We start from the raw sequence: 23884 nt of genomic DNA on the forward strand, positions 1-23884 counted from the left end.
CTGGCTTTTTCTGTTTCACCCACGCGAGGTAAACATGAATGAAATTGATTCCTTATTATCACAGTTCCAAAACACCAGTGAACAGTCCACACCAATGCTCTGGGGTGAAACTACTTCAGAAAAACCGACCCCAGAGAATGAAGACGGCGAACGGCTAGAACAGTCCATCCGTGATGTCTTCAGTAACAAGCAACTGCTAAACAAAGCACTGGCTACATTCTTGGGAGTGTTCACCGCCAATGCTGGAGTCAGCCTACTCACAACTCTTGGAATTGGGGCAATGGCTTCTGGCACATTGGGCAGCATTGTACTGGGGCTATTCTTCGCCAATACCCTGACCAAGCTTCACTACGACGGACAAATCCACATTGACAAAGATTTTTTGGTAGCGACCGCCCAAACCGCAAGTGTAGGAGCTTCGTTGTGGATTGCCTTTGATGAATATAGGGCAGTGTCAGAAGCAACTAATACAGGTAAGACACGGTTTTATCAGGAGGTTAAAACCTACGAAGTTAAGCCAACTCCCAAGAGTGAAATACCTTGGCTGTGGATTGGGGTAGGTGCTTTTGTGTTGTTGGTGATTGCAGCAATCGTCAGGGGGACAAACCAATGAAACGTAAGCAATTCGAGTCATACTTGCGTTCAGGAAGAGCGAACAATATCACTGTAGGGGTGCTGGCGGCCATCGGGTTGATTTGTGGGGCAAAGTCATTTACTGGCGCTCAAACTAGTTTGGTTGAATATTGCTTTATCCCCCAAACTCTAAAAAACCCAGTGAACCGTTTGCGGTACTGCACACAAGACTTGCGGTACATTATGCCCCTTCACGAGTTTAATGCCCCTGTTTACGCCCCAGCTAACCCGGAGTTTCAACGTGATAGCTTTCTGCCAACTAAGGCAACCCGTCTAAGAATTATTCCCCCAAGTAACCCAGATAAGCCGCTTTGGGGTCTAGCCGCAGTAGTGGCCACAGGTGGTGCTTTCGCATTGTCTAAAGCTAGGGAATGGCGATTGATGCAGATGTTACCCGAACTGAGGAATGAGCTAAAAGCCAACTGGTTAATCAGCAAGCTTCGTGAAGGTTTAAGACTCCACAAGGAAAGTTACACCGCACAGCTAGACTACGAGTTTCACCAATGGTCAGAGAATCGACGGCTAAGAGCAGCACAATTATCAAAGATGACACCGGAAGAATTAGCCATATTTCAAGAGCAAGTCAGGTTAAAGGCAGAAGCCGAAGCACGGGTGCAACTGCAACAGGCAACTGGACAACCCGCCGCAGCATTACCGGGGCAGTCAATGCAGGATATCGCCAGGGGTGACGATAAAGTGACCGGCTCTCAACAGCAGACATTACAACAAAATACTGCCCAAAGTCTTCACCCATCAGAAGCTCTTGCCCTGAATACTTTGCAAGCCCTAGCCAGAGCCGATAGCTCTACTGCTTTAGTCGCTGCACCAGGAAGCGGTAAATCAGTCACCCTCAATTATTTGATTGAGAAAATCCTTGCAGATTCCCCCAACGCGGATATTTGGGTAATTAGTGCTAAGAATGATAGTTTCTGCGGGTTACGGGAGAAAGAAAGGGTAATTGTCTTTGACGGGGAAAACCCAGACCTAGCTAAAGAAGTCATTGACCGCTTTTATCTTAACTACAAACTAAGAAAACAGCTACCAGAATCAAAACGCGAATCCTTACCGCCATTGATTCTAATTCTGGATGATTGGTTAGTGATTGCTGACCAATTAAGTAAGCATTACTCCGACTGGAATTATGGCGGTAAATTACTTGATGTTTTACTGATTGGTAGAGAGTTTAATACTAAGTTTATTGCTTCCCTACAGTCTTTTAATCTGGCAGCATTGGGCATTGAAAAGATGGATGCCCAAACTCGTCTTTGTCTCAATCTATTGTTGTTAGGTAACAGGTATATCAAGAACGGAAGGGAACAAGAATCTTATGGGGTACTGGAGTTGATTTTAAATAGAGGTGACATTATTCCAGGTAAGCAAGAGCGGGAGCAAATTAAATCTAAATACTTGGATATTAAAGCAGTCTCTTATCAAAACCTCCGCCCAGTTATGATTGCTTCCGTTGGTGGTTTTGTTGTGGCATTAATGCCTCTCTTATCTAATAAAGTCAACTCGATTGCTTCGGAGCAGGAATATCTAGATAGAGTATTTGACTTGGAATTTAATTTAACTGCTGCTCACAATGGACATTCAAAGCCATTATCTGAAGTAGCGAAAAAGATTTATGAATACTTCCAGAATGTGAAGTCTAAAACACCAAAAACATTACGTGATTTGAAGAAGGCAGATAGGTTATCCGGCTATTCAGAATCAGAATTAATTGATGGTTTAGCTGAATTAGTTAAGACTGAGAAGGTAAATCCTGATGGGAATGATAGCTACTCCCTGCCTGATTGGTGAAGGTAATGCCGTAATGCCGTGGTGAGAATCAGGTCTGTTTTACGGGCTGTAATGGGTGTCTACGGCATACGGCACAATCACGGCAATCCATACCCTGCAAAGGTCGTAACCTACGGCACTGCTACGGCAGCACGGACAACCACGGCAGAAGCACCAATAATTTTTCAGCCGATAAATAGCCAGTTATCATTAAAAGATTAGAAAAAAAACGCTGAAAATTGTAACTATTGGGTTATAACCATTACTTCTAGAAAAAGGTGATGGTGCGCTCACAGTGCAATTTAGGCTATGACAGGATAAACATTTTTACAGTCCATACATCATATAGCAAGTTTTTTTAACCTATCTTGCTGAACTTGCTTCTATCTCGGCTCAATGTCAACGTGCCTTTTGATGATCCCGAACATGACCAAAGATTTATTACCACGAAAAATCAGTGCGCCTGCCCGTATTGGTAATGCCTACGAGTTGCGATTATTTGCACTCTCCTGCTTGAAGATGCTGTCAGATTCAAGCATAGAACACGTAAGACATGAAGATAGCTCATTTGCTCCTGCTGATGATGTTATTATTGAGTACAGGGATAGAATTGAGTGTTTCCAAGCAAAGCACGCAATGAATCCACATGCTTTGCTTGAAATTGATTTTCCTGCTGCGGAACTTGTAGATCAATATGCAGATTTACATATTAGTTTGGCTAAATTAGCCAAAGTTTGGCACTCACTTCAGAACGCTGGAAAGACAATTATTATTCGCATCTTCACCAATCGAGCGGCTGGTGCAGAACTCGCTTTGTTCTTAGAAGGTGGCCGCTTCAAAGATGAATTTGTTGTAAATACTTGGCAGAAACAGAAAAGGAAACAACTACAGAAAAAAATACAGGAAGAAATCCAGCTGTCTGATGATGAATTGGTTTCTTTTCTCAGTTCTCTTAGATACGATTTGCGCCAACCTAATGAAGAGGAGTTGGATGAAGTTATCCGCTTCGACTGGCTACAGAGGCGATTTGGTCTGACTTCTTCTGGAGTATATGGTAGGTTTTTAGCTCATGCTGAACGATGGTATTTGGAAAGAAGATCACGACCAATTTACCGAGACGAGATTCTTGAAGCTCTACAAATTGATAACAGCACCCTTCCACAAAGATTTCCTATTGATCTTAAAACGTATGTCGCACGACCAGGTTTTGAACAGGAAGTTCTGAAAGTTTTATTTCGTGACGAATCCACTTATACAGCTATTGTAGGTACTCCTGGAAGTGGTAAATCTACATTCATTACACGATTTACTGATGAATTGCGACGCAGAGGTCAACCAATTATACGGTACTACGCCTTTGCAAAGGTAAATGATCCTTTTGAGCGTGAGCGTGTCACTGCACAAGCCTTTCTTAAATCCATGATTGAACAACTTTGTCAGGAGTTTCGCGATCTGATTCCTGAAGAGAGACAGTATGACTATAGTGAATCACGCTTTAATGAGTTACTGACATTGCTTGGTAGTCACTTCAAGCTCCGGGGACAGCAACTGCTGATGATTGTTGACGGAATTGATCATGTGGGGCGAGCAGAAATTGAGAAAACGCAAAAACTGCTAAATGTTTTACCTGTACGGTTGCCAGCAGGAGTAATTTGTTTAATTGGAACTCAATCTACAGAATATTTACCTTCAGTTATTGAGGAGCAATGCCGAGAAGCATTAGTTAGTATCCCATTATTTGAGATTCAGCAAACTGGCTATTTTTTGAATCGTTACTTTGATACATCGTCTCGCCCAAGGCAAAATACTATTGATGTAATTCATAAACGTAGTGAGGGATTACCTCTCTATTTATATTTTATCGCTGAGAGACTTAAGCAGGTTCCGGTTGAAGAATACGACAATCTAGTCGAGAAGTTGCCCCCTTACGAAGGTGATATTAATTCTTACTACATTGCTCTCTGGAGTGAATTTAGTAGACAGCCTGAGTTGAAAAAACTATGTGGTTTAGCAGCAAGGTTACATTTTCGTGTGCAAATTTCAGACCTTCTTAGTATGGCTGAGGTCAATGATGCCTTTGAAGGTGAACCTCTCTTCAATCGTATGAAACACCTCATGCAAGTTTCTGATGCGGGCTGCCGAGTTTTTCATAATAGTTTTCGCGATTTTATTCGCACAAAATTAACACCTGGGCAGTTGCAACAGTTAGATGAAAGCATTCTTTTTTCTTACCTTGATAAGCAGCGAAACCAGCTTTTATGGTTCATGTATGCTCATCGTTATGCTGAAGCTGCTAAAGTTTACAGTTATTTAATGGAAAACTATGGACAAAGTTATATTTCAGACGCTATTCGTCGTGGTCGTCCCCGTGCTGAAATTATTGAAGCTTTGCAAGCTACTGCTCGTGCTGCTATTAGTGAACGTAACTTAGTAGTAACTGCTCGTACTGCTGCTCTCCTATCACATACTCAGGAAAGACTTGAACATTATCTAGATCGGTCACAATTATGGCGAACTTTACTTTCAATGGGGGAGATTAACGATGCGTTAGCTGCATTTGCACAAGAGCGTGAGGTTTATGATCTTTCAACTGAGACAGCCCGAATCATTGTGCATCTTGCTGAACGGGGTGAATATGAATTTGGTCGTGTGCTTGCACAAGATTTTCTAGAAAAACTACCTAGACAGATTGAAAGAGGAGATTATACTGTTGCTGTTGGTGAGCTAATTTCAATTTATGTTCCCCATGCTGCTGTAACACTCGCCCAGTGGATTGGGGAAGAACCTGAACCGGATACCAGCTTGCCTTATGGTCGTGTAGATTTAGGCACTGCTTTTTTACCGAAAGCACTCAAAAATCTCTACACTTTTAAGCGTTGGGATGTTCTACGCACATTAAGAAAGCTTCTTCCACTACAACCAGGATGGGAAGCGCGTATGGATAGGTGGTTGCTCGAAACCATTAAATTAGAGACAGAGTTCAGACCGGATACAGTTGCCTATCATATTCGTAAAGCTGTCCGTCATATTCAAAAACAGGACGAACGTATACTATTGGCTGGTCATGTGGCACAGTATGATCTTGGTGCGGATACTGTAGAGGAACTTCTTGAAAGCATCATTCTACATCCTCAACTTGAGCGAGAGAGTAGTTTTTCACTAAAATCCCAAGAATTTGAAGTATTTCGAGCCTACGTAGCAGGGCTTGAATATCTAGGTCGATACAACGAGTTACAAGTTTTAGACAATTTTCTCAGAACTAGCGACTCTTCAATTGCTGCTTATTATCGAGTTTGCTATGCAGTTTCTACAAGCAAGAACCAGCCAGAAAACATCCTTTCTGCGTTAACTTATTTTGCTGAACATGAGCGTCGCCAGGGAGAGCGTATATTCGAGATTCAAGATGTGATTAAAGGAGATTTACCTTCATTCCTTAAAGAATTAGTCAATCGATATTTAATCGGCAGAGGTGAAATCAATCTTCTACTTCAGCGTTTCCTCTATGCTTTTGAAGGGAAAACTTTCTGTATTCCCAAAATCTTAGGCTTGCAAGTACTGTCAGCTTTCTCCGAGGTGCGAGGATATTTACAAAGTCTGCTAATAGAAATTCATAATCATGTCTTTAATACTGAATTCATAACTGAACATCGAACAAAAGAGCTACTTTCGCTCGCAGAACTTGCCTGTCAGTGTGGTCACTTCAACCTTGGTCGTTCTTGGCTGCAAGAAGCAGTTCTGGCACTGAGGGGGTACGGTTATCGAAAAGATTCTACAGTGGGTCTATTAATCGAAGCTTTGGAAGAAGTGAACAGTTTACAGCCAGAACTGCTTCAACAACGTGTTGCAGATATCGCTGAATGGAATCTCTTAATGCCAAAAGTTACAGAAGATGGCAAAGGAATAAGATGGTTCCCGATAAATCTTTATAATACAGTTCTACGTTTCAATTCTGAAATTGCTAGAGAATTGTTATTGACATACTACAACCATGTAGATGAATGGAAATTTTCAGATGTTCTAGCAAGTTTTCTCCGTTCCTATGATGGCAGTAATCTCGTACTAGCCTATACTTTATCCGAGCTGATTCATGAGGATGGATCTGGCGATGATAGCTATAAAGACGAATTTTATGCAAGATTTCACCTCTTGCAAGCCGCAGTGGAGCAAGGCAATCAAAATATAGTTCATTGGATAGCAAAGCGTATTAGACAATTCCTTCTTACAGAAATTCCACCTACAGAACGTCTTTTTTTTGTTGAAAGTTTCAATAAATATGCTTTAGAAACTAACCTGCTTACAATACAAACCTGCTCAACTTATCCAAAAACTGATAAAAACACATCTAATGCAGATTTTGAAATACCTGCCTGTGTAGAATTGGACGGAGAGGAAATTCCAATTTACACGTTAGCTAAGAAACTATCAGCATCTTTTGAAACTTTTTCTCAAGGTATTGAGCAGCTTTTTGAAAAATATAGTGCTTACCGTTTTAGGTCTCTCTTTCAACAGGCGATTGAGCAATTAGTTCACCAAGCCAGAGGAATTTCTGACCTGGATCGGCTTGCTAATTATCTACAAAATAATGATGAAATAGCGAAGGAGGGCTATCGTTTATTAGCAAGAGGATACTTAAACTTTGGTCGTCCTGATAGAGCTGCTCAATACTATAAAGAAGCCTTCATGATTAAAAACAAGTTTGAGTTATGGAATCCCCAGATGGATGAATTTAAGCAACTTGCGGAAATTAATCCGGCTCAAGCATTTAACACATTATTTGAGTTCATTGAGCGTCATCTTAGAGACTATTCTTGGGGTGGAGAAACCACTTTCTTATTATTTCTGAAGGGAGCTTTAGCCCTTGGAGAAAACTATCGTCATAGTGCGATTGATATCTATAACGCTTTTCATGAATTCATTCAAAATCAATTTGATCACCTTCCAACAATTTCTCCCAGTCCTTATGAATGGTTGCGGGAACCAAATTATCAAATCAGCAGTTTTGAAGAGATTGCACAAAGACTTATTGAACACGCATGGTCAGCACCATTGCTTCATTGCCGTCAACATTTTGTTCATCTGTTAAAAGATTTTGCTCTATTTGAGCCTACTTTAGCTATCACCTGGCTGATTAGTTTGCTCCAACATGAAGATTATACATTGAATACACAATCAGCTTTAGTCATTGCGTCTATAGCATTGGATAGACCAGATATGCTGATTGATCATGTTAATACGTTAATAGCTGCCCTAGATACACCTCATGCTGAAAGAGTTTACTATCTCAAAAAAACTCTCGAAGCAATTGCTAACCATTTTGAAGATAACACAATAATTCTTGAAAAATTGGAGTCTCTACGTCCTCGTATTACAGGTACAGGTCTCGTAATGCTTCCTGACACCTTGAGACCATCTCCTTATTTCCAAACGCAAACGCTAGCAAGAACAGCAAGGTCAATACGTGAAACGATTAACAAAATTTGTCGAGGTTTAGATTTTGATTTAGACAAGCTGCACTGGCAAATTGAGCAAGAAATAGAGGTGATGGGCTATGATCCTGAGATAGCTAAACAAGAGTTTAACGAGCGGGGTCAAGCTTATTGCAGCAATATAAATAATGATTGTATACCTTTTGAAACCTATGATGACTATTATGTTTGGCACGCATTTAATCGGGTTATTGAACGAGAGCTTCGAGAGAATGTAGTTAACCCATTCGCAGAAATGGCAATCGATGCGCTTATACGTCTCTACGAGCCTTGGTTTCCATTTAATGAAATACATCCAAAACCAAGTGATGTATCCGTGCCTTTTGTTGACAAAGGTCAAGAACTAACAGCAGAAACTCAAGCTTGGCTAAATTTTGAAGAGGAAGAGGTACGGAAAGAGGAATTTCTAGAAGATTCTTGGATTGCTGTGGTGGATGAATACTATCAGCAAGCTGGCCGAATAGTTGAAAAGCGACTTTCCACATCTTTTCTTGCCTCACATACGCTTGCTGATACGATTCTTAGGGGGGATTGGACAGTAGAATCAGGCGAGGCAATTCTACAACTCGCTCCAGAACCACCGTACTATTCACTGACAATTAACGAAGCACGCTCTTGTCTTGAGCAAAGTCGAACTCGTATCAGCCATGATCCATTTGAAACGCTCCCGTTAGTTTCTATTCATTGGGGACATTGGTGGCATTTCACAAGATCCATGCTTGCAAGTATCACGGGTGAGTGGATTCGACGATACGAGTTGTTATGGGATAACTCCAATAACTTAAATCTCGTATTCAAGGGAAATTATGCTCAAAAACTAATTTATTGGTGCGATGGTTTTGAAGTTGGTTATAGCAGAAGAAAACAGGTTGGACATGGAAATCGTCTTCTTTTATCCAAGGATTTTCTTGAAATGCTGATGCGGGAGTATAACCTGTGCCTTATTGTTACGCGCTGGTCGAGGCGTTCTGCTTATGGATCATCTATAACCAATGAAAATGAGATTGAGTTTACTAGAGAGCAGGAATCTATAATTGTATATAGATGTAATATTAATATTTAGTAATTGTAATACTTTTTTATGCTATTAGGTATACGATAAAGCTACTCATGAGTTGTTCCATCCGGCATGATCGCACCAGTGAGCTTTGCATTTTCCAAGGTAGCTCCACTTAAGTTTGCATCTTTTAGATTGGCTTTTTCTAGCTTTGCATGATTCAAGTTTGCCCCTCGCAAGTCTGCTCCAATTAGGTTAGCAGCAGTCAGGTTAAGTGCATGTAGATGTGCGCCACAGAGATTTGCTTTACTCAAATTTGCTCCACTCAGGTTGCCGTAAATGCTGACACCAACTAAATTTACACCACTGAGATTAGCACCGCTAAGATTTGTGGAACCATTAAATTTTGAGTTTTTCAGATTTGCACCACCCAATTCCGCAGCAGTTAAATTAGTGGATTGTAAGTCTGCTTGTATCAGGTTGGCTGTATTGAGGTTGGCAGCAGTTAAGTTAGCACCAGTTAGCTTTGTCTCACTCAATTTTGCTCCACTCATATCCGTTTGAATTAGTTTTGTATTGCAAAGATTTGCCCTAGTTAGATTCGCACCACTTAAGTTAGCTTCACTTAAATCCGCACTTTCCAGGTTTGCTGAGTTGATGTTTGCCCATTTTAAGTTTGCTCCAGTTAAGTTAACTTGTTTTAAATCAGCACCAGCTAAATTAGCATTTGTCAATGATGAACCTGGAGCTATCAAATAGGCATTTTTTTCAGAAACAAAATCTTTAGGAAAGACAGTATTTTCATTGTAAATCGCTTGTTCTAGATTAGCTCCAGTTAGGTTTGCACCTTCAAGGTTAGCTTCCAAAAGATTAGCATTACTCAAATTAGCATTACTCAAGTCAGAACCATTTAGCTTTGCTTTTCTCAAGTTAGCTCCACTTAAGTTGGCTCCACTTAAGTTGGCTCCGCTTAGATTGATATCATAAATATAAGCTCCACTGAGATTAGCTTTTTTTAGGGTTGCTTTTTCTAGGTTTACAGAATTAAGTTTTATTTTCTGAAGGTTAGCACCATCTAAGTTGGTTTCATTCAACTTTGTACTAGATAAATTTACCTCACTAAGATTTGATTCAGCTAGATTTGCTTTACTAAAATTCAGGCTGCTGAAATTTTTCCCATTCAAATTTATTCTCCTCAGATTCCTCTCACTAAAATCACGTTCTCTAGCATCATATAACCTGAAGAATTCTTCAGAGTTAATAGGTATTTCCTGGACTGACTCCTCGGCTGCATAAATTCTATTGGCTAGCCACATCATTCTCTCAATCTTGAAGTCTTGCTCGTTAAAAGCTCTGCTATTTTGAGCCTGTTCTTCAGCTATATTAATTAGATTATCTTGCTCTGTTTCGGTAAGGCTAGCATTTTCGATAATAGTAGCTGTCTCTGTCAATACTGGTGTTTCTTTTTGCTGCTCAACCCTTTCAAAAAACTTTTTTACTATTTCGTCATCATCAATATTTGCTTTCTCAGTAGTTGTTCCCGTAACATCGTTATTATTTAAATTATCCAAACTGTTGATCAAACTAGGTGTAGGCGAATGATTGAAGTGCTGTTGCAATTCAGCAACTTGTGCAGTTAACTGCAAGATCGCCTCTTCCATACATTGAATCTGCTGTAACTCAGGTCTGTCTTGGAACTCCTGTTTCAAAGCATCAAAATAGTTTTTTAGCCAGACAATATTTTTCCTTCGCAGATTTTGCTCCGCTTCCAACTGTTCTATCCGTGCAGCTAAAGATGCTAAATCCATTTCTGAGCTAGAGATATTCATCAAATTTATCGTCAACAGTTGTGTAATCGATACTACTGAGTTAACACTCAGTAGTTTTTGTGCAACCCTACATATAAATATTGCCCGGAATCAAGCCCAAAGTAGCAGTCAATGCTCACTACCGCAAAACTTTGACCCCACTGGAATACAAGCTGCTATTGCTTATGACTATCGACATTCCGGTGAATTTCCTTTTGATAGCAATATTGATATCAAAAATTTGAATTCCTACCTCTGATCAACACGCGTTCTTACACCCTAACCCCGAAAGATGGATGATGGTGTTCGCGCTTTGTTAACTCTCTGTTCATTTACCGTCAAATCACGTACAGAGATCGTCCGTGCTTACACTTGAAAGTCATTTAATTTCTCTTCATCGCCCTCTGAACATTGTCAATCAACTGACAATAACTCCCTAACCCCCTTCTCCAGCTGCTTTGACAAATAGTGCGACAATAGGATTTTTCGCACCACTTAGAGTAATAAACACCCTCTTAACAACTAAGATGTTGAAATAGCGTTAAACTGACGCTGCCCAATCAGCTGCTGACTAACCAATGACACCGATCCACCCCGAAAATCTTAGTGTTCTAGAAAACTCACTCTCCTTGGCGATCGGTGAGGATTTTTCTCTAGAAAATGACCCCGATGTTATCCAGCAGTTGATTGGCGATAAACGATCGCTCAACACCAAGCGCGAGTACCAAAAAGACCTGAAAGATTTTTTTCTGTTCGTTGTTAAGAAAGAACCCAGCCGGGACTTAGTTCTAGAGTTTCTTCACCTGGAACAGCGTCACGCCGTCGCTGTGGTTCTCAAGTACAAGGCGCACCTGATTAAGAAAAAACTGGCTGAAGCTACGGTGAATCGTCGCTTGAGTGCTATCAAGTCAATGGTTGAGATGGGGCGACGGCTGGGTGTGTGCAATTTCTCTTTAGATGATGTCAAAGGTGAAAAGGTCGAAACCTACCGTGACACAATGGGCATTCCAGCCGAGGACTATGCCCTAGTCATAGCCTTAGTTGACAACAACACCCTTAAGGGCAAGCGTGATTATGCCATTATGCGGTTACTTTGGGATAATGGCTTGCGTCGTCAGGAGATAGTCAATTTGAATGTGCTTGACTTTAACGCCAAAGAGAAAACTCTTGAAATTTTGGGTAAAGGTAAGGGTAGCCAGAAGGAAGTTATTGACCTATCGGAAAGAACCACCGACGCAATCTCCGGTTGGATCAAAGCCAGTAAGAAGAAACGTAGTAATGAAGCGCTTTTCACTGTGCTGGCTTACCACAAGAATGGAGCGAGATTAACCGGGGAGGCAATCAGGCGACTGGTGGATGGGCTATGCAAGCAAGCCGGAATTACTAAGAAGATGTCACCACATCGTGTCCGCCACAGTGCGATTACTACAGTATTGGATCTGAACAATGGCAACTACCGTGCTACTCAGCGATTCAGCAGACACGCTCAAGTGCAAACTGTTTTGAAGTACGACGATAACCGCCAGCGTTTACAAAAGCAGATGAGCGACTCAATATCAGAATTGATTTAAAACCTTTCGCCGGATAAAAGTAAGTTCGAGATGTTTTAATACATTTAGTACCTGTTGGAATGGGAGCATCTCGTTCAATGTTCTTTAAACTAAGTCAAATATGAATCATGAAGAAGACAATTCCCCTTGGGGGCAAAAGGGAGCTACTCTGAGCGATAAAACAGCCCAAAAAGAATTTAACCTTGATCTAGCAGAAATTCTTGAGGCTATCAAATCAGGAAAATTGCAATATCGGCACAATACTTTATATGGAAATCCCTGCTTCAAACTCTTAAGGAATGAGGTAGAAGATTTTATCATTGAAAAATATGGGTCGGATTATTTAAAAACTCAAAAGTGCAAAGCTGAATTATCAAAAATCAATACAGAAATCCGAAGTTTGAACCGAAAAATATCTGAATTAGAAAAAAGAAAAGAAGAACTTTTAGCAACCGACTAAAACTGATGAAAACTTGGTTTTATCCTGCAAAATTCTGATTCGTCCAATATCATTTTTGGGCAAGTTAGTAAATCAATCAAGCGTAGTCTGCAATATTTATTTACACGTATCTCAATTTACACATATCTCGGCGATCAGCCGTAACAGGGTGATCGCCTCGTCTATGAGTCGTGTTATGGTTATTAGTCGTGATTGTACTGACGACAGTACTAAAAATTATATATATTATACGGGGAGTTATTAAATAGCTCTGTTTTAAAAAAACAATTTTTGAAGCAGAATTAATTATCTTTTCTCATAATTAAATTGAGAAGGTCAAAGTATTTATGAGTCAGCTTTCAACAGTACAACTACTTTATTTGTTTTACGCTCACGCTTATTCAAATGGGGATACAGTAACTAAAAGTGTTGTTAAGTCTTATCTTTCTAAAGAACTACAACAAGAAGCAGAACAGAGCTATGAAGCTCTAATTGAGCAGAAATTAATTGAATCGCCTAAAAAAAATCGGCTTTCACTTACTACTTTAGGTAAGAAAATATTAGCTTTAAACCTTCAAAATACTAAGTATCGATTTGACTCTGTAAAAGGGCCTAAAGTTATAAATATTCTTCTAGAGTATCTTCAACAAGTATCTTATGATTCTCATAATTCCTCCTCCCAGAGCGAAGATATGGACTTTGATACTTATGTAGAAAAATTTAAGGCACTCTATTTTGAAGAAAGGAAACGTCAAGAATTGCTTGGAGTTGTAGCTATTTATAGTCGAGTCATTCGTCAGAAATTTTCTGAAAATAACCCAATCTCTCAAACCTTGTTAGATAAGTATTTTGAGAAACTAAAATCAAACGGTAAAGTTTTCACTGTTACCGAAAAGGATGAAGAATTAATCCAATGGGCTGAATAATCAATGCCAGAAGATGCAGGAAAAAAAAGATATATAAAAAGCTTTCTCCAACAAGTTAAGTCAGGAACTGGATTCATTGAAGATATTAGAATTGAACGTGTTATTAGACAACCAGGAAGTGACGGAGAAGGTTCAACAGCTCGAAGTTTATCTGGACGGCAAATAGCTAACATAACTCAGCTACTTGAAGACGATCTCAGACATACATTCGATGATGGTTTTTTTACTTTTAGATTTGTTGCTGCCTTAGTTGGTAGTGGTAAGACTTCACTTTTAACTTATCTAAATGAATTAACTAGAACTAAACCAACTTTTTTAAATCATTCAATAGTTGTTCAATTTCAGCTTTCTGACATACCACTTGGCCCTAATTTTGGTGTCAAATTTTATTGCCATATTCTGGCTGATACCTTTTGGGAGTTGTTACACAATCAAAATTTATCTAATTCAGTTAGAGTTATAGCTGAAAATATTCTCGGTGATTACTTGGAAAGTAATGAAGTTTCTCAATTAAAAACTGCCAAGGCATTAATGCCATTTCGTAGCAAATTTAAAAAGTATATTACTGAAAGTGTAGACGGATTTGAACAATTCTTTTTTTATGTCATTTCCGAAGTCTCCCAAGTAGACCCTAGATTCAGTTTTGTCTACCTTGCAGATGAGTTAGATGCTTTAGCAGAATTCCCAAAGGAAATTCAAGAGACTAGATTAGTGTTAAAGCAATTAATCAGAGGAGCTTTTCAAGTATTTAGTTCAAAAATTCGTCTATTGATGTATTTAGTAGGCACTTCTGATAACGTAGGAAGTTTTATAGCAGAAGATTCTGTCATTCAAAGTCTTATTGGTGATTCAGCTATAAATTTAAACAAGGGGTATAGCAATGAATTTGAAGTAATTAGAGAAAAGATTGAGAATCGGATTCAAGGAGCTTATAGCGGTTATAAAAACTTTAATCAAGCCTGGCAAGAAATAAAAAATATATCGATAAGTTCTACCAATACATTAAGGGAATTCTGCCGAAACTATGGTAATGCCATACTAGAAATCCATGAAAAATACTTTCAAGAAGCACCTGAGCAGGTTTTTGAAGGAGATGCGCGTAATTTAGTTGAGGCAGAATGTAGACAACAGTGGGCTAATTTTTTAAGTAAAACAGCTTACACTTTGTCAAATGTTTCAACTACTACTGTAATAGCGGGTCATGCCTTTGATTGCTATGTAGAATTACTACATAATGGCAATACTGTTGCTAGAGCCTTTGGCGAAGCTAAAAATTATGAGATGTTGAGCAGTCACTTTAATACATTTACTCAATGGTTAAATGATGTCAAATTTAATCCATCTAATTCTGATGGAACACCAACTGATTTAGCTTTTATGATTGCTCCTATTTGTCCACCTCTCTTGCAAAGAAAGTTAGACCTTAGAAATATTCATTTTCTCAAATCAGATAAAATTGTATCGACAGTTGTTAGCGCTACTAATAATGATACTATAATTGGCTCAACCCCTATAATAGAACAAGTTTTAAATAACGCTAAAACACCCAACTGGATTTTTAGTAATTCTAGTATAAATGGAAATAATCTAAAAAAATCTACCAATATTAACACTGCAACTAAACATGAATTGACGGCTGCTTTTAAAGGTACTGGTATTAAACAGGCTACTATTGATAGACTCATCAAGCTTCGAGCTATCAAACCATATAAAACTTTAGATACTATGGCATTTGACTTAAAATTTACATCTAACGTAATAATAAAATTACAGGATAAACTAGATAAACAAGATATTTGCTTTTAGAAAGCAACTAATTCACTGTAGTAATGCACCCTTAAATATTTCCGCAGCAGACGCTTGACTAACCTTCGCAGATTAACCTTGACACTCTCTTGCACAGTCCAGTCATTGGTGACGTTGCTGGCGATTTATGAGCCATTGGATTCACCTTTAGAAATTCGTTTGGCAATTCTACTACCAACTCCTCTAAGACCTTGCTTATATTCTTCTTTTATTCTGTATATTTGCTTTCCTAGAGTTTCTCTATCTATATAATCATTAAAAACTAAATTTATGGGGTCTTGCAAGTAAGGTTGTATTTTATTGACAAAATCTTTTGGAATGGGAATTTTTAGGTCTGCTTTGATTTTATCTAATATATCTGCTTCTACAATTTTTATTGGCTCACCAGCTAAAGTCCCCATTCTAGTTTTAGTTAAAAGCTGACTAACTTTATCTAAAACACTGACTTCAATAACATACCCATTTACCAAAATCCTGCACTGGACTACACCGTATCTTCTTACATATTCCTTGTGTGGTGCTTCCCAAAGGTTAGAATAAGCTTTTCTAGTCCCAAATACATAACCTAATATACCACTAGATATTTCTATATCTTGTTCGGCGAACTCTCTTAGCTTTTCCCAATCAAGCACAAGATGAATAATTTGTAGTCCTGCTAATTTCTTTTTTAACCACCAGTCAGGTGTGATGGAATTTTTATTTATCTGTCTGGGTGGCTCTATACCTAAAATTACTAAAAATTCTGGTAATTTGAGTATTGTTTCTCTTAATAGATTTTCAGCAGGTAAAACCTTTTTTTTCTTTACTGGACTGCTATTAAGATGCGGTCTGTACTGTGCTATTAATTTTTTTTCTTCTTCATCTAGGTTGATTTCGCTTAACTTCTTGTAGTGGATATAAAACTTTTTTCTACCTTGTGATGATAATTGGTAAAGCCTATGGTGCGCTTTCCCATTCCATCTCTTTTTAAGATTTTTTGCTTTTCCTATGTACCATACTATATTGTTTTCATCTAATACATAATAAATGCCTGAATATTCGGGTAACAAATGTTTATTTTTTAAATCAACCTTCTCTAAATTTAAAATTGACTCGTCAGCATTCATATATAGTGCCAATTATTATTTAATATTTACTTCTGATTTTTTAAACTTGTAGATAGTAGAACTTACTTAGTGTAAAGTGCAACTAAAACTTCGTCATCCGTAACTTTAATAATTGGCATTTTTGTAACGAAGTTAGATTTTCAATTAAGGAGAAACGTCATATAGCCCGCGCGTCTCGTTTCCTTTGTTGCCCTAATATAACAATATTGATATATTTAGAGGGTATGCTGTGCCTGAAACCCGTGTTGTTTTCTACCAGGAAGAAGAAGGGGAAGCTCCTGTCCTTGAATGGCTGACGCGACTTTTGAAAGAAGACCGCAAAGGTTATGCAAACTGTGTTGCTCGAATCAAACAACTTGCGGCATCAGGATACGAACTCCGTCGCCCGGCGGCTGATTACTTGCGCGACGGGATATATGAGCTTAGAGCAAAGCATATTCATGTGCAATACCGCATCTTGTACTTCTTTCATGGGCAAAACGTAGCGATTCTCGCACACGCCATTACAAAGGAAGAAGCAGCTGTACCACCAATTGATATTGAACGGGCGATAGCGCGAAAGCTTTTATTTGAAGAAAACCCAGAAGTTCACACCTACGTAGAGGAACAAGAGGATGGCGAAGACTAGCGATGCAATAAAAATCATTAACAAGATGACCAGCAGCGACCCTGAGCTTGAGGCATTAGTGGAGTCAGCCTCTATAAATGCAGAAGTGGCACAGCTTATTTACTTTGCCAGAACTTCATCGGGGTTAACACAGAAACAGCTTGCTGAACTTGTTGGTACAAAACAGCCTGTGATTGCACGGCTTGAAGATGCTGATTACGAAGGACACTCTCTTTCAATGCTCCAAAAAATCGCTCACGCTCTCAATCAACGGGTAGTGATTCAGCTTGCTCCAATAGAACACGAGCAAAGCGCATAGGGTGTTCTAGTAGCAATGGATGAGTAGGCAATGGAAGCGTGTTCAGTATTTAGGTGATTTGAATACCTGGATACCCAAATATTCATACAGCCAAATTAGCTGGGTACTCAAGTAGCAATATTCTGCTTCTATTTATTGTGAGGGGAGTAGCAGCATAATTAAGGTACTTCCCAAATTTATTAAGTATGAGTTCTGGAATGCCGATATGGAAACAATGAAGTTGCGATCGCATATTGGGGCAGATGGTATACTGCAAATCCAGACACCCACTGATTTAAAAGATACGAATGTTGAGATAGTGGTGGTTATACAGCCGTTACCCGATCCAGAAGTTGCAACATCCTTAGAAGCCCAAGCGCAATATAACGCTTGGGGAAAGCCTATGACAAAAAAATCGATAAGTAATGCAATTGCCAGAATGCAACAGCTGCGGCAAGAAGTGGCGTTAGATAGAACGTCAATCCGCTCCATGATAGAAGAGGGGCGAAGATTTTAATGCAGTTTGTTTTGGAGACAGGAAGGTTTAGCAGCTTATGACGCAGCTCCTCCACGAATTAGCGTTGCGGTTGGGATTACCTTTAGCAACGATTGATCAAAGGTTAGCTCTGGCGGCTACGAGGTGTGGCGTGGATTTGGTCGTTGCCGATGAAGAAACGCCTTCAATTGGGGAGACTCCATAAGTCAGGTTGTCATTTCCGAAAAATAAGTTTCACAATGCATCAACACTGTACTTGAGTCACAGATTCTCATTTGAGGCTGCATAAATACCTGGATACCCAAATATTCATACATCCACATTTTATATGTGTAAGTGCGATATGATTTTTCCATCTTTTATAAGGGGAGATTATGCCAATCATCTCTCTTAGCTCATTTAAGGGCGGAGTGTCGAAAACAACTTCAGCTATCTGCCTCGCCTCACTGTTTTGTGATGATGGGGCAACCTTAGTTATTGATGCCGATCCGAACCGTTCAGCAACCACTTGGGCCAGACCTGGGGGACTACCATTTCAGGTCTGCGGAGAAAAGGAAGCAGCAAAACTAATGCGAACGCAGAAGTTTGAATTTATAATTTTTGACACTCCCGCCCGCCCTAATGATGTGGAAGTTGAGGATCTAGCAAGGGGTTGTGATCTACTTATCGTTCCGACTCCACCTGACCTCTTGGGCATGGACGCAATGGCACTCATGGCTAAATCCTTGCCACCAGATACAAACTGGAAAGTCTTACTTACAATGATTCCGCCGCCACCTCAAAGGGATGGTGAGGAAGCGATGTCAGCACTTAAAACACAAGGTTATCCTGTTTTCAGTCGTGGGATTCGATTTTACAAAGCTTATAAGGATGCGGTGACTAGTGGAGTTCCTGTTTATAAGGTTCGAGGGGGCAAAGTAGCATGGCGGGATTGGACGGAAATAAAAAACGAAGTAATTCAAGCAATAAAAGGGTGAGCCGATTTAGTGAGGTCTTAGGGGCAGCACAAGAAAATACCCAACTACCTGGATACCCAGAAAATCAGCCATCTGAACAGCTAGATACTCAACTAATCGAAGAATCATTAAGCCAACAATCCGCATCGATAAATACCCAGGATTCTGAACAGCTAAAAAGCCAGCCATCCAAAAATTCAGATACTCAGCCACCTGGATACCCAGACATTCAGCCATCCCCAGAGCCAGATACTCAACCATCTAAAGATTTATCACCCCAAAAATCCGCTTCTACTAAAACCCAGAAATCTAAACAGTCAAAAACCCAGCCATCCAAAAAACCAGATATTCAGCCACCTGGATACCCAGACATTCAGCAACCCGAAAAATCAACTACCCAGACAGCTAGCAAGTTAAAGGATAAAGATAAGGATAAAGATAAATTAGCCAAGCGTGAGAATCCCGACTATACACAAACCACCTTTCGCATTCCTAAAAAGCTGAGTAGGCAGATTAACCGTGTGTTGATGGATTTAGCTGATGAGGGGGTAGAAGTAGATCGCAGTGACTTACTGGAGGAATTAGCCAATGCTTTTATCCGACTAGCTGATGAAGTTGGTGTAGTTGAAGCACTAGAACAAATCAAAAATCTGGGTACCCAGATGGATGAGTAGCCGCAGGTGGAACATGGACAACCCATCGCTTCCACAACAAAAAAATTATATTTTAGTTGAATTAAGCATTCATTGAATCTGGATATAAATATATGGTTCAACGTATTGAAGAAATTTTAGGTAACTCAATTACAGAATATACTCCCAACGCAATCAAATTTCAGGGATTATCTTTAGAATCATTGGAGCAAGTTCTTCAATCCGGCTACACTACACTAAATGCGAATTTTAATGCCGCTCCATCAGTCGGTTCATTTATTGAATTTGGGCAACGTTGCAAAAGATTAGAATTGACAGCGATTTTTGATGGTGTAGTCATCAATGATACAGACGTCCCGAATTTGGTGATTGATGCAATTACAGTTAAAGGGGTGAAAGACTTAGACTTTGCAGGTGAATTTGTAAAATTCGTCTGGGGTTATGATGAATTAGAGATTAATTCTCAACAGTTATATGCTTGGTGGGATTAGCTATTTCCTCATACATAACGTTATATATTGTTGGGAAACAGTCACCAGGGCATCAGCGATCGCCCTTAGTACATCTAACAGATGAGTTTCTGGTGCTGAGTGGATGGGTCGCGATCTGAAAGTAAATAAGGCTAAACCCAAGGAAGACAGAGGTTCGTCTGGTGGTAATCGGGGGGGATACGATGGGGGCGGTGGACGTAACCGCTACTAAGCTTTGAAAGCTTTTGTTAAATCCCTTCTCCGCCGGACAACGAAATACAGGCGCAGTCAAGCAATTTGTATATTGTCCAACTTCATGTCAGGTTGCTGACCAGCCACCATCGACTTCAATGACTTGACCTGATATATAAATAGCCACTTATCAAACTTGGTTCTCAGCTAAATTTTTTAATCTCAAAAATTGCTGACGCATCATTAATAAGTCTGCCCACGGCAAAAAATAGCGTATCCATGACCAAAAGCGATTTCTGGGATAGCGAATATTCCCCTTGAGAATAAGGCGACAAGCATTTGCCGTTCTTGGGATTACGATATAGCTTGCAGCGATATCACCAAAAATAGAAATGGCTTGCTCATCATCAGTTACTATCGTCAAATGTTGATTTGGTTCAAACTCAACTAATTTAAAAATGCCCATGATTGTTTGACCGACAGCTAAATTTTCCACACCCGAAAGCAGTTGCTTTGGACTGGGATAAGTGGGAATTGACTCAGCACCATGAAAAAATATTCGTTCGAGGTGGTCAAGCCAGTCATAACTGTAAGAACCTACTTTCAATTGGCATAACCACCGAAATAATACCGGCGCTGGTGCAAGCACATCAATAGCTCGAAAATATGCTTCGTCAGCATTCGACATGTAGCGATCACAAGGGAAGGACATCAGCCGCTCTTGTGGTGTAGACCCCCAAGTATATGCAATGCCTCGTTCTGGATTAACCTTTAGCATCGATCGATTTCAGCACATTCACCCTTCAAGTATAGAGGCTTGCTCAGAAGCGATCGCTTCCCAGTAAACCTTAATTTTTCTTAGATTCTATGGATTCCACAAATTTCGTCATACGTGGGTATCCGCCGAGATACGTGCAAATTGGGACCCGTTGTAAAGTTTTGTAAAGTAAATTGTCAAAAACTTTGATTTACCGTCGTTTCAGCCTCAACCGAAACTTGACTATTCAGATGAAGACATTCCCTAAATGGGTCATTTATGGGCAAGTGTAAGGGACAAAAAGAGATGAAAGCTTGGTTTTACCGTGCAAAAGTTTGATTCGCCTTTCATCATCTTTGGGCAAGTTAGTAAATTAACAAGGGATTGTTTGAAATATTTATTTACAACGTGTCTCTTTTTGCAGGTATCTCGGCGGACACCCTTTTTGCTCTACTGAGTCTATGGTTTTTATACCTTTTGAGAATCGTGATTATAAAAACCAATTGGATACTACCTTCAATTAATAGTGTGATCAAACCATCTAAAAATTGTTTTGGTCTCCAGAGGACTATGCCATTCCAGATTGAGATACAAGCTTGAATCAAAAGTTTGATAAGTATTGGAAGGTTATATGTAAAAAAAACACACAATGATATGAGCGAGCCAATTAAAACTAACCATGAATAGGCTATAATCTTCTTTTTTTCTTGAATTGGCACATTAATTAGCGGATTTACGATAGATTTTTCAAACCTTTTTTTAAAGACCAGACGATTTGTTTTTTGAACACAAAATTTCAGGTAATTAAGTGAATCTGTAAAAAGATTATGGCACCGTAGTAGGTCTTGTATCACAAAATAGATATCAGTACGCATATAAAAATAAAACTGCCAAGTTATTCCAAAAAATTGAGTCAAAATTAGAGCTTTTATAAGTCCTTTAACTAAGGATATTAAAGGTATATAAGCCAGCACAATTAATGCAGTAGAGCAAAATATTAGTTCCCATACAATGCCAGCTAAATAAACTCGATAGCGATATCTACGTGGTACTGACCAAAGGCTGCTAACATCAGTTTGTACTACTAAGTTATGTAGTCGAGTAGATAAACTAATTCGTACCGGTAAATCTAGTGAGCGTGCTGCTGCTAAATGCGCTAACTCATGTAGAGCTATATTCCCAATTGTGATAGCCGTATTGCCCGCAAGAACTAAGCTTGTACTTGATGCCCAAAAAAAATCCTGATAGCTTGGCACTAATTGTGGATTTTTAATTAAGGTGATAAAGGCTATAGTCACCAGAATCATGTAACATATTGTAGCTGTTCGACCAAATAGAAAGTAGATATATTGAGGTTTTAGCCAGTTAAAGTTAAATAATTTTGGTTGAGATACGTAGATACTAAAACCATCAATTTCCTTGATAAATCCTAAGTTGGCTAACTCCTCAATAAAAGTGCTAATATCAATCTCAATTCCAAAATTATCCATCACTAGCGATGTAGATTCTTGTAAATTATACTTATCCTGTAGATTATCAATTACCTGAATGCCTACTTCGGGAAGCGAAATAAATTCACCAGTTTCTACACGCCCAACAATATAGATGCCATCTTCACAACGTCTAATCAATGGGTAAAATGTTATTCTTGATGTCGGCTTTAGTTTACTTACTACTTCGGTAGTTTCTATCTGCGGTTTGATTGATTTTTTCATAAAATTCCTTTATAAAAATAACTAATTTATTGGTGATGCACTTTATTAATTCTGCAAGCAGGACACTCAGACCAAAACGATGGCTGGATATAATAACAATGGTCGTAACGAATTAGGTTTTGGTGAAAAATTCGTCCTACTGTTTGCGGCTCTAAATCAGCAAGGAAATAAATAGCTTCTAATGCGGCTAAATGTCCTGCTAGATTAGCGGTAGGCGCTATCACTGCATTTACTTCTGCGTTCATTAATAAAGTTTTTCCTTCTCCTCTATCTATTTGATGCCGTCTTTGCTTCTCATCCTGTTTAACGCATTGATAGCAAGGAGTTTGATAAGGTACATATATACCAACAACACTCATGGGTCCTGCATAGTGGCTTGAGAGCCAAGGTGTACCTGTGCTTAGTGCTGCTTCATTTGTCCAAAAGTCAATAAGCTCGGCAGGTTTATCTGCACAGAGAATAAATAAATCGCACTTCTTCATTAACGCGGCAACAGCATAGCTTGACTGAACTTCCAATTCCTCTCCAGTAATTTCAATGTGAGGATTTATCCGCCGAAGACGTTCAATAGCTTGCTTCACTTTGGACACACCAATATCGTCTTCTGTATAGAGCAATTGCCTATTCAAATTGGACATCTCGATTTTGTCAAAGTCTACGCAGTGGATTGAGCCAACACCAACTGCTGCTAAACTCATGGCTATTGTTGAGCCAATACCACCTAAACCTAAGATAGTAACACGGGTATTTTTTAGCCGGCTCTGAATCTCATATCGGGAACTTCGGGGCTGTGTATCTATCCATGCAAAATAGTTGGCGCTACGGCTATAACGCTCTAGCTCTACAGGGGTTAGTTCATCAGGTGGGACTGAACTATCATCTTCTGCAAAGCCTGCTGAAATGATTATATTTATTGCCTGATGAATACTCTGTCTATCAAGTTCAGGTCGGATTTTCTGTAAATTTTCAATAATTTCATCAATGCTTCGTGTACCATCTATAAGTTGAAGAAGTTGCCAAATAGTACCATCTTTATCATCACATATCTCTGAACCTACGCCATAATGTATTGAACCGATACGGATGCGATTTCCAGAGAGAAGTTCAGGGTTATGTACTTGCTTAATTCTAGGAAGTTTCATGTGCATTAAATCTCCTGATTTTCTAATTTGAAAGAAGCAGTTGTGAAAAATTATTTGAATAATTTAGG

21 protein-coding genes and 1 pseudogene are annotated in these 23884 nt (G+C 39.3%); 16 read left to right on the forward strand and 6 right to left on the reverse strand.

Features of this window, described 5'->3' with window-relative positions:
- The first annotated feature begins 34 nt into the window (after positions 1-34).
- From A4S05_RS32015 to A4S05_RS32025, 4 genes are all read left to right on the forward strand, one after another.
- Positions 35-613 (forward strand): hypothetical protein, encoded by a 579-nt coding sequence (locus A4S05_RS32015; RefSeq protein WP_256091316.1) that lies wholly within the window; start codon positions 35-37, stop codon positions 611-613.
- Complete coding sequence (locus tag A4S05_RS39615; protein WP_084227341.1) at positions 610-2433, forward strand: P-loop NTPase family protein; 1824 nt, start codon at positions 610-612, stop codon at positions 2431-2433. The genes A4S05_RS32015 and A4S05_RS39615 overlap by 4 nt, the downstream gene beginning before the upstream one ends.
- Positions 2434-2451: 18 nt before the next feature.
- Positions 2452-2634, forward strand: coding sequence for a hypothetical protein (locus A4S05_RS40870; RefSeq protein WP_141699865.1), 183 nt, complete (start codon positions 2452-2454; stop codon positions 2632-2634).
- 204 nt (positions 2635-2838) lie between these two features.
- Positions 2839-8961: a P-loop domain-containing protein gene (locus A4S05_RS32025; protein WP_069073807.1), complete on the forward strand. Its 6123-nt coding sequence runs from the start codon at positions 2839-2841 to the stop codon at positions 8959-8961.
- A gap of 41 nt (positions 8962-9002) precedes the next feature.
- Here A4S05_RS32025 and A4S05_RS32030 read toward each other — a convergent pair whose 3' ends face one another.
- Complete coding sequence (locus A4S05_RS32030; protein ID WP_141699866.1) at positions 9003-10724, reverse strand: pentapeptide repeat-containing protein; 1722 nt, start codon at positions 10722-10724, stop codon at positions 9003-9005.
- A 557-nt stretch (positions 10725-11281) separates the two neighbouring features.
- Between A4S05_RS32030 and A4S05_RS32035 the strand changes: the two genes are divergently transcribed.
- From A4S05_RS32035 to A4S05_RS32050, 4 genes are all read left to right on the forward strand, one after another.
- On the forward strand, positions 11282-12274 hold the full coding sequence (locus A4S05_RS32035) for a tyrosine-type recombinase/integrase (RefSeq protein WP_069073808.1): 993 nt from the start codon (positions 11282-11284) through the stop codon (positions 12272-12274).
- A 100-nt stretch (positions 12275-12374) separates the two neighbouring features.
- The gene (locus tag A4S05_RS32040) at positions 12375-12713 is read left to right on the forward strand and encodes a hypothetical protein (RefSeq protein WP_069073809.1); all 339 of its coding nucleotides are present in this window, start codon (positions 12375-12377) and stop codon (positions 12711-12713) included.
- A 326-nt stretch (positions 12714-13039) separates the two neighbouring features.
- Positions 13040-13618 (forward strand): hypothetical protein, encoded by a 579-nt coding sequence (locus A4S05_RS32045; protein ID WP_069073810.1) that lies wholly within the window; start codon positions 13040-13042, stop codon positions 13616-13618.
- 3 nt (positions 13619-13621) lie between these two features.
- Positions 13622-15424: a hypothetical protein gene (locus tag A4S05_RS32050; RefSeq protein ID WP_069073811.1), complete on the forward strand. Its 1803-nt coding sequence runs from the start codon at positions 13622-13624 to the stop codon at positions 15422-15424.
- Here A4S05_RS32050 and A4S05_RS44380 read toward each other — a convergent pair.
- Positions 15421-15549 carry a type I restriction enzyme endonuclease domain-containing protein gene (locus A4S05_RS44380; protein ID WP_370684508.1) on the reverse strand — a complete coding sequence of 43 codons (129 nt, stop codon included), beginning with the start codon at positions 15547-15549 and terminating at the stop codon, positions 15421-15423. The two genes, A4S05_RS32050 and A4S05_RS44380, sit on opposite strands and share 4 nt — an antisense overlap.
- Positions 15550-16530 (reverse strand): GIY-YIG nuclease family protein, encoded by a 981-nt coding sequence (locus tag A4S05_RS32055; RefSeq protein ID WP_069073812.1) that lies wholly within the window; start codon positions 16528-16530, stop codon positions 15550-15552.
- A gap of 229 nt (positions 16531-16759) precedes the next feature.
- On the opposite strand from A4S05_RS32055, the gene A4S05_RS32060 reads away from it, so the two are divergent.
- The 8 genes and pseudogenes from A4S05_RS32060 to A4S05_RS39620 form a co-directional block, all read left to right on the forward strand.
- Positions 16760-17158, forward strand: coding sequence for a type II toxin-antitoxin system RelE/ParE family toxin (locus A4S05_RS32060; protein WP_069073813.1), 399 nt, complete (start codon positions 16760-16762; stop codon positions 17156-17158).
- Positions 17145-17456, forward strand: a complete 312-nt coding sequence (locus A4S05_RS32065) for a helix-turn-helix domain-containing protein (RefSeq protein ID WP_069073814.1) — start codon at positions 17145-17147, stop codon at positions 17454-17456. Before A4S05_RS32060 ends, A4S05_RS32065 begins: the two co-directional genes overlap by 14 nt.
- Before the next feature lie 205 nt (positions 17457-17661).
- On the forward strand, positions 17662-17952 hold the full coding sequence (locus A4S05_RS32070) for a hypothetical protein (protein ID WP_069073815.1): 291 nt from the start codon (positions 17662-17664) through the stop codon (positions 17950-17952).
- Between the two features lie 37 nt (positions 17953-17989).
- Positions 17990-18136, forward strand: a complete 147-nt coding sequence (locus tag A4S05_RS40875) for a PIN domain-containing protein (RefSeq protein ID WP_176727172.1) — start codon at positions 17990-17992, stop codon at positions 18134-18136.
- A gap of 169 nt (positions 18137-18305) precedes the next feature.
- A complete protein-coding gene (locus A4S05_RS32075) occupies positions 18306-18908 on the forward strand; it encodes a ParA family protein (RefSeq protein ID WP_069073816.1) in 603 nt (200 codons plus the stop codon).
- The gene (locus A4S05_RS32080; RefSeq protein ID WP_069073817.1) at positions 18905-19561 is read left to right on the forward strand and encodes a hypothetical protein; all 657 of its coding nucleotides are present in this window, start codon (positions 18905-18907) and stop codon (positions 19559-19561) included. Before A4S05_RS32075 ends, A4S05_RS32080 begins: the two co-directional genes overlap by 4 nt.
- A 92-nt stretch (positions 19562-19653) precedes the next feature.
- Complete coding sequence (locus A4S05_RS32085) at positions 19654-20031, forward strand: hypothetical protein (protein WP_069073818.1); 378 nt, start codon at positions 19654-19656, stop codon at positions 20029-20031.
- Positions 20032-20116: 85 nt separating this feature from the next.
- Positions 20117-20242, forward strand: a pseudogene (locus A4S05_RS39620) (RNA-binding protein); the annotation flags it as partial.
- Between the two features lie 150 nt (positions 20243-20392).
- Here A4S05_RS39620 and A4S05_RS32090 read toward each other — a convergent pair.
- The 3 genes from A4S05_RS32090 to A4S05_RS32100 all read right to left on the reverse strand — a co-directional run bounded on the left by A4S05_RS32090 (position 20393) and on the right by A4S05_RS32100 (position 23816).
- The gene (locus A4S05_RS32090) at positions 20393-20980 is read right to left on the reverse strand and encodes a hypothetical protein (RefSeq protein ID WP_069073819.1); all 588 of its coding nucleotides are present in this window, start codon (positions 20978-20980) and stop codon (positions 20393-20395) included.
- A 380-nt stretch (positions 20981-21360) separates the two neighbouring features.
- Positions 21361-22674: a hypothetical protein gene (locus A4S05_RS32095; protein WP_069073820.1), complete on the reverse strand. Its 1314-nt coding sequence runs from the start codon at positions 22672-22674 to the stop codon at positions 21361-21363.
- Between the two features lie 26 nt (positions 22675-22700).
- Complete coding sequence (locus A4S05_RS32100) at positions 22701-23816, reverse strand: HesA/MoeB/ThiF family protein (protein WP_069073821.1); 1116 nt, start codon at positions 23814-23816, stop codon at positions 22701-22703.
- Positions 23817-23884 lie beyond the last annotated feature (68 nt).

Origin of the sequence: Nostoc sp. KVJ20 (genome assembly GCF_001712795.1) — a bacterium.
Taxonomy (GTDB): domain Bacteria; phylum Cyanobacteriota; class Cyanobacteriia; order Cyanobacteriales; family Nostocaceae; genus Nostoc.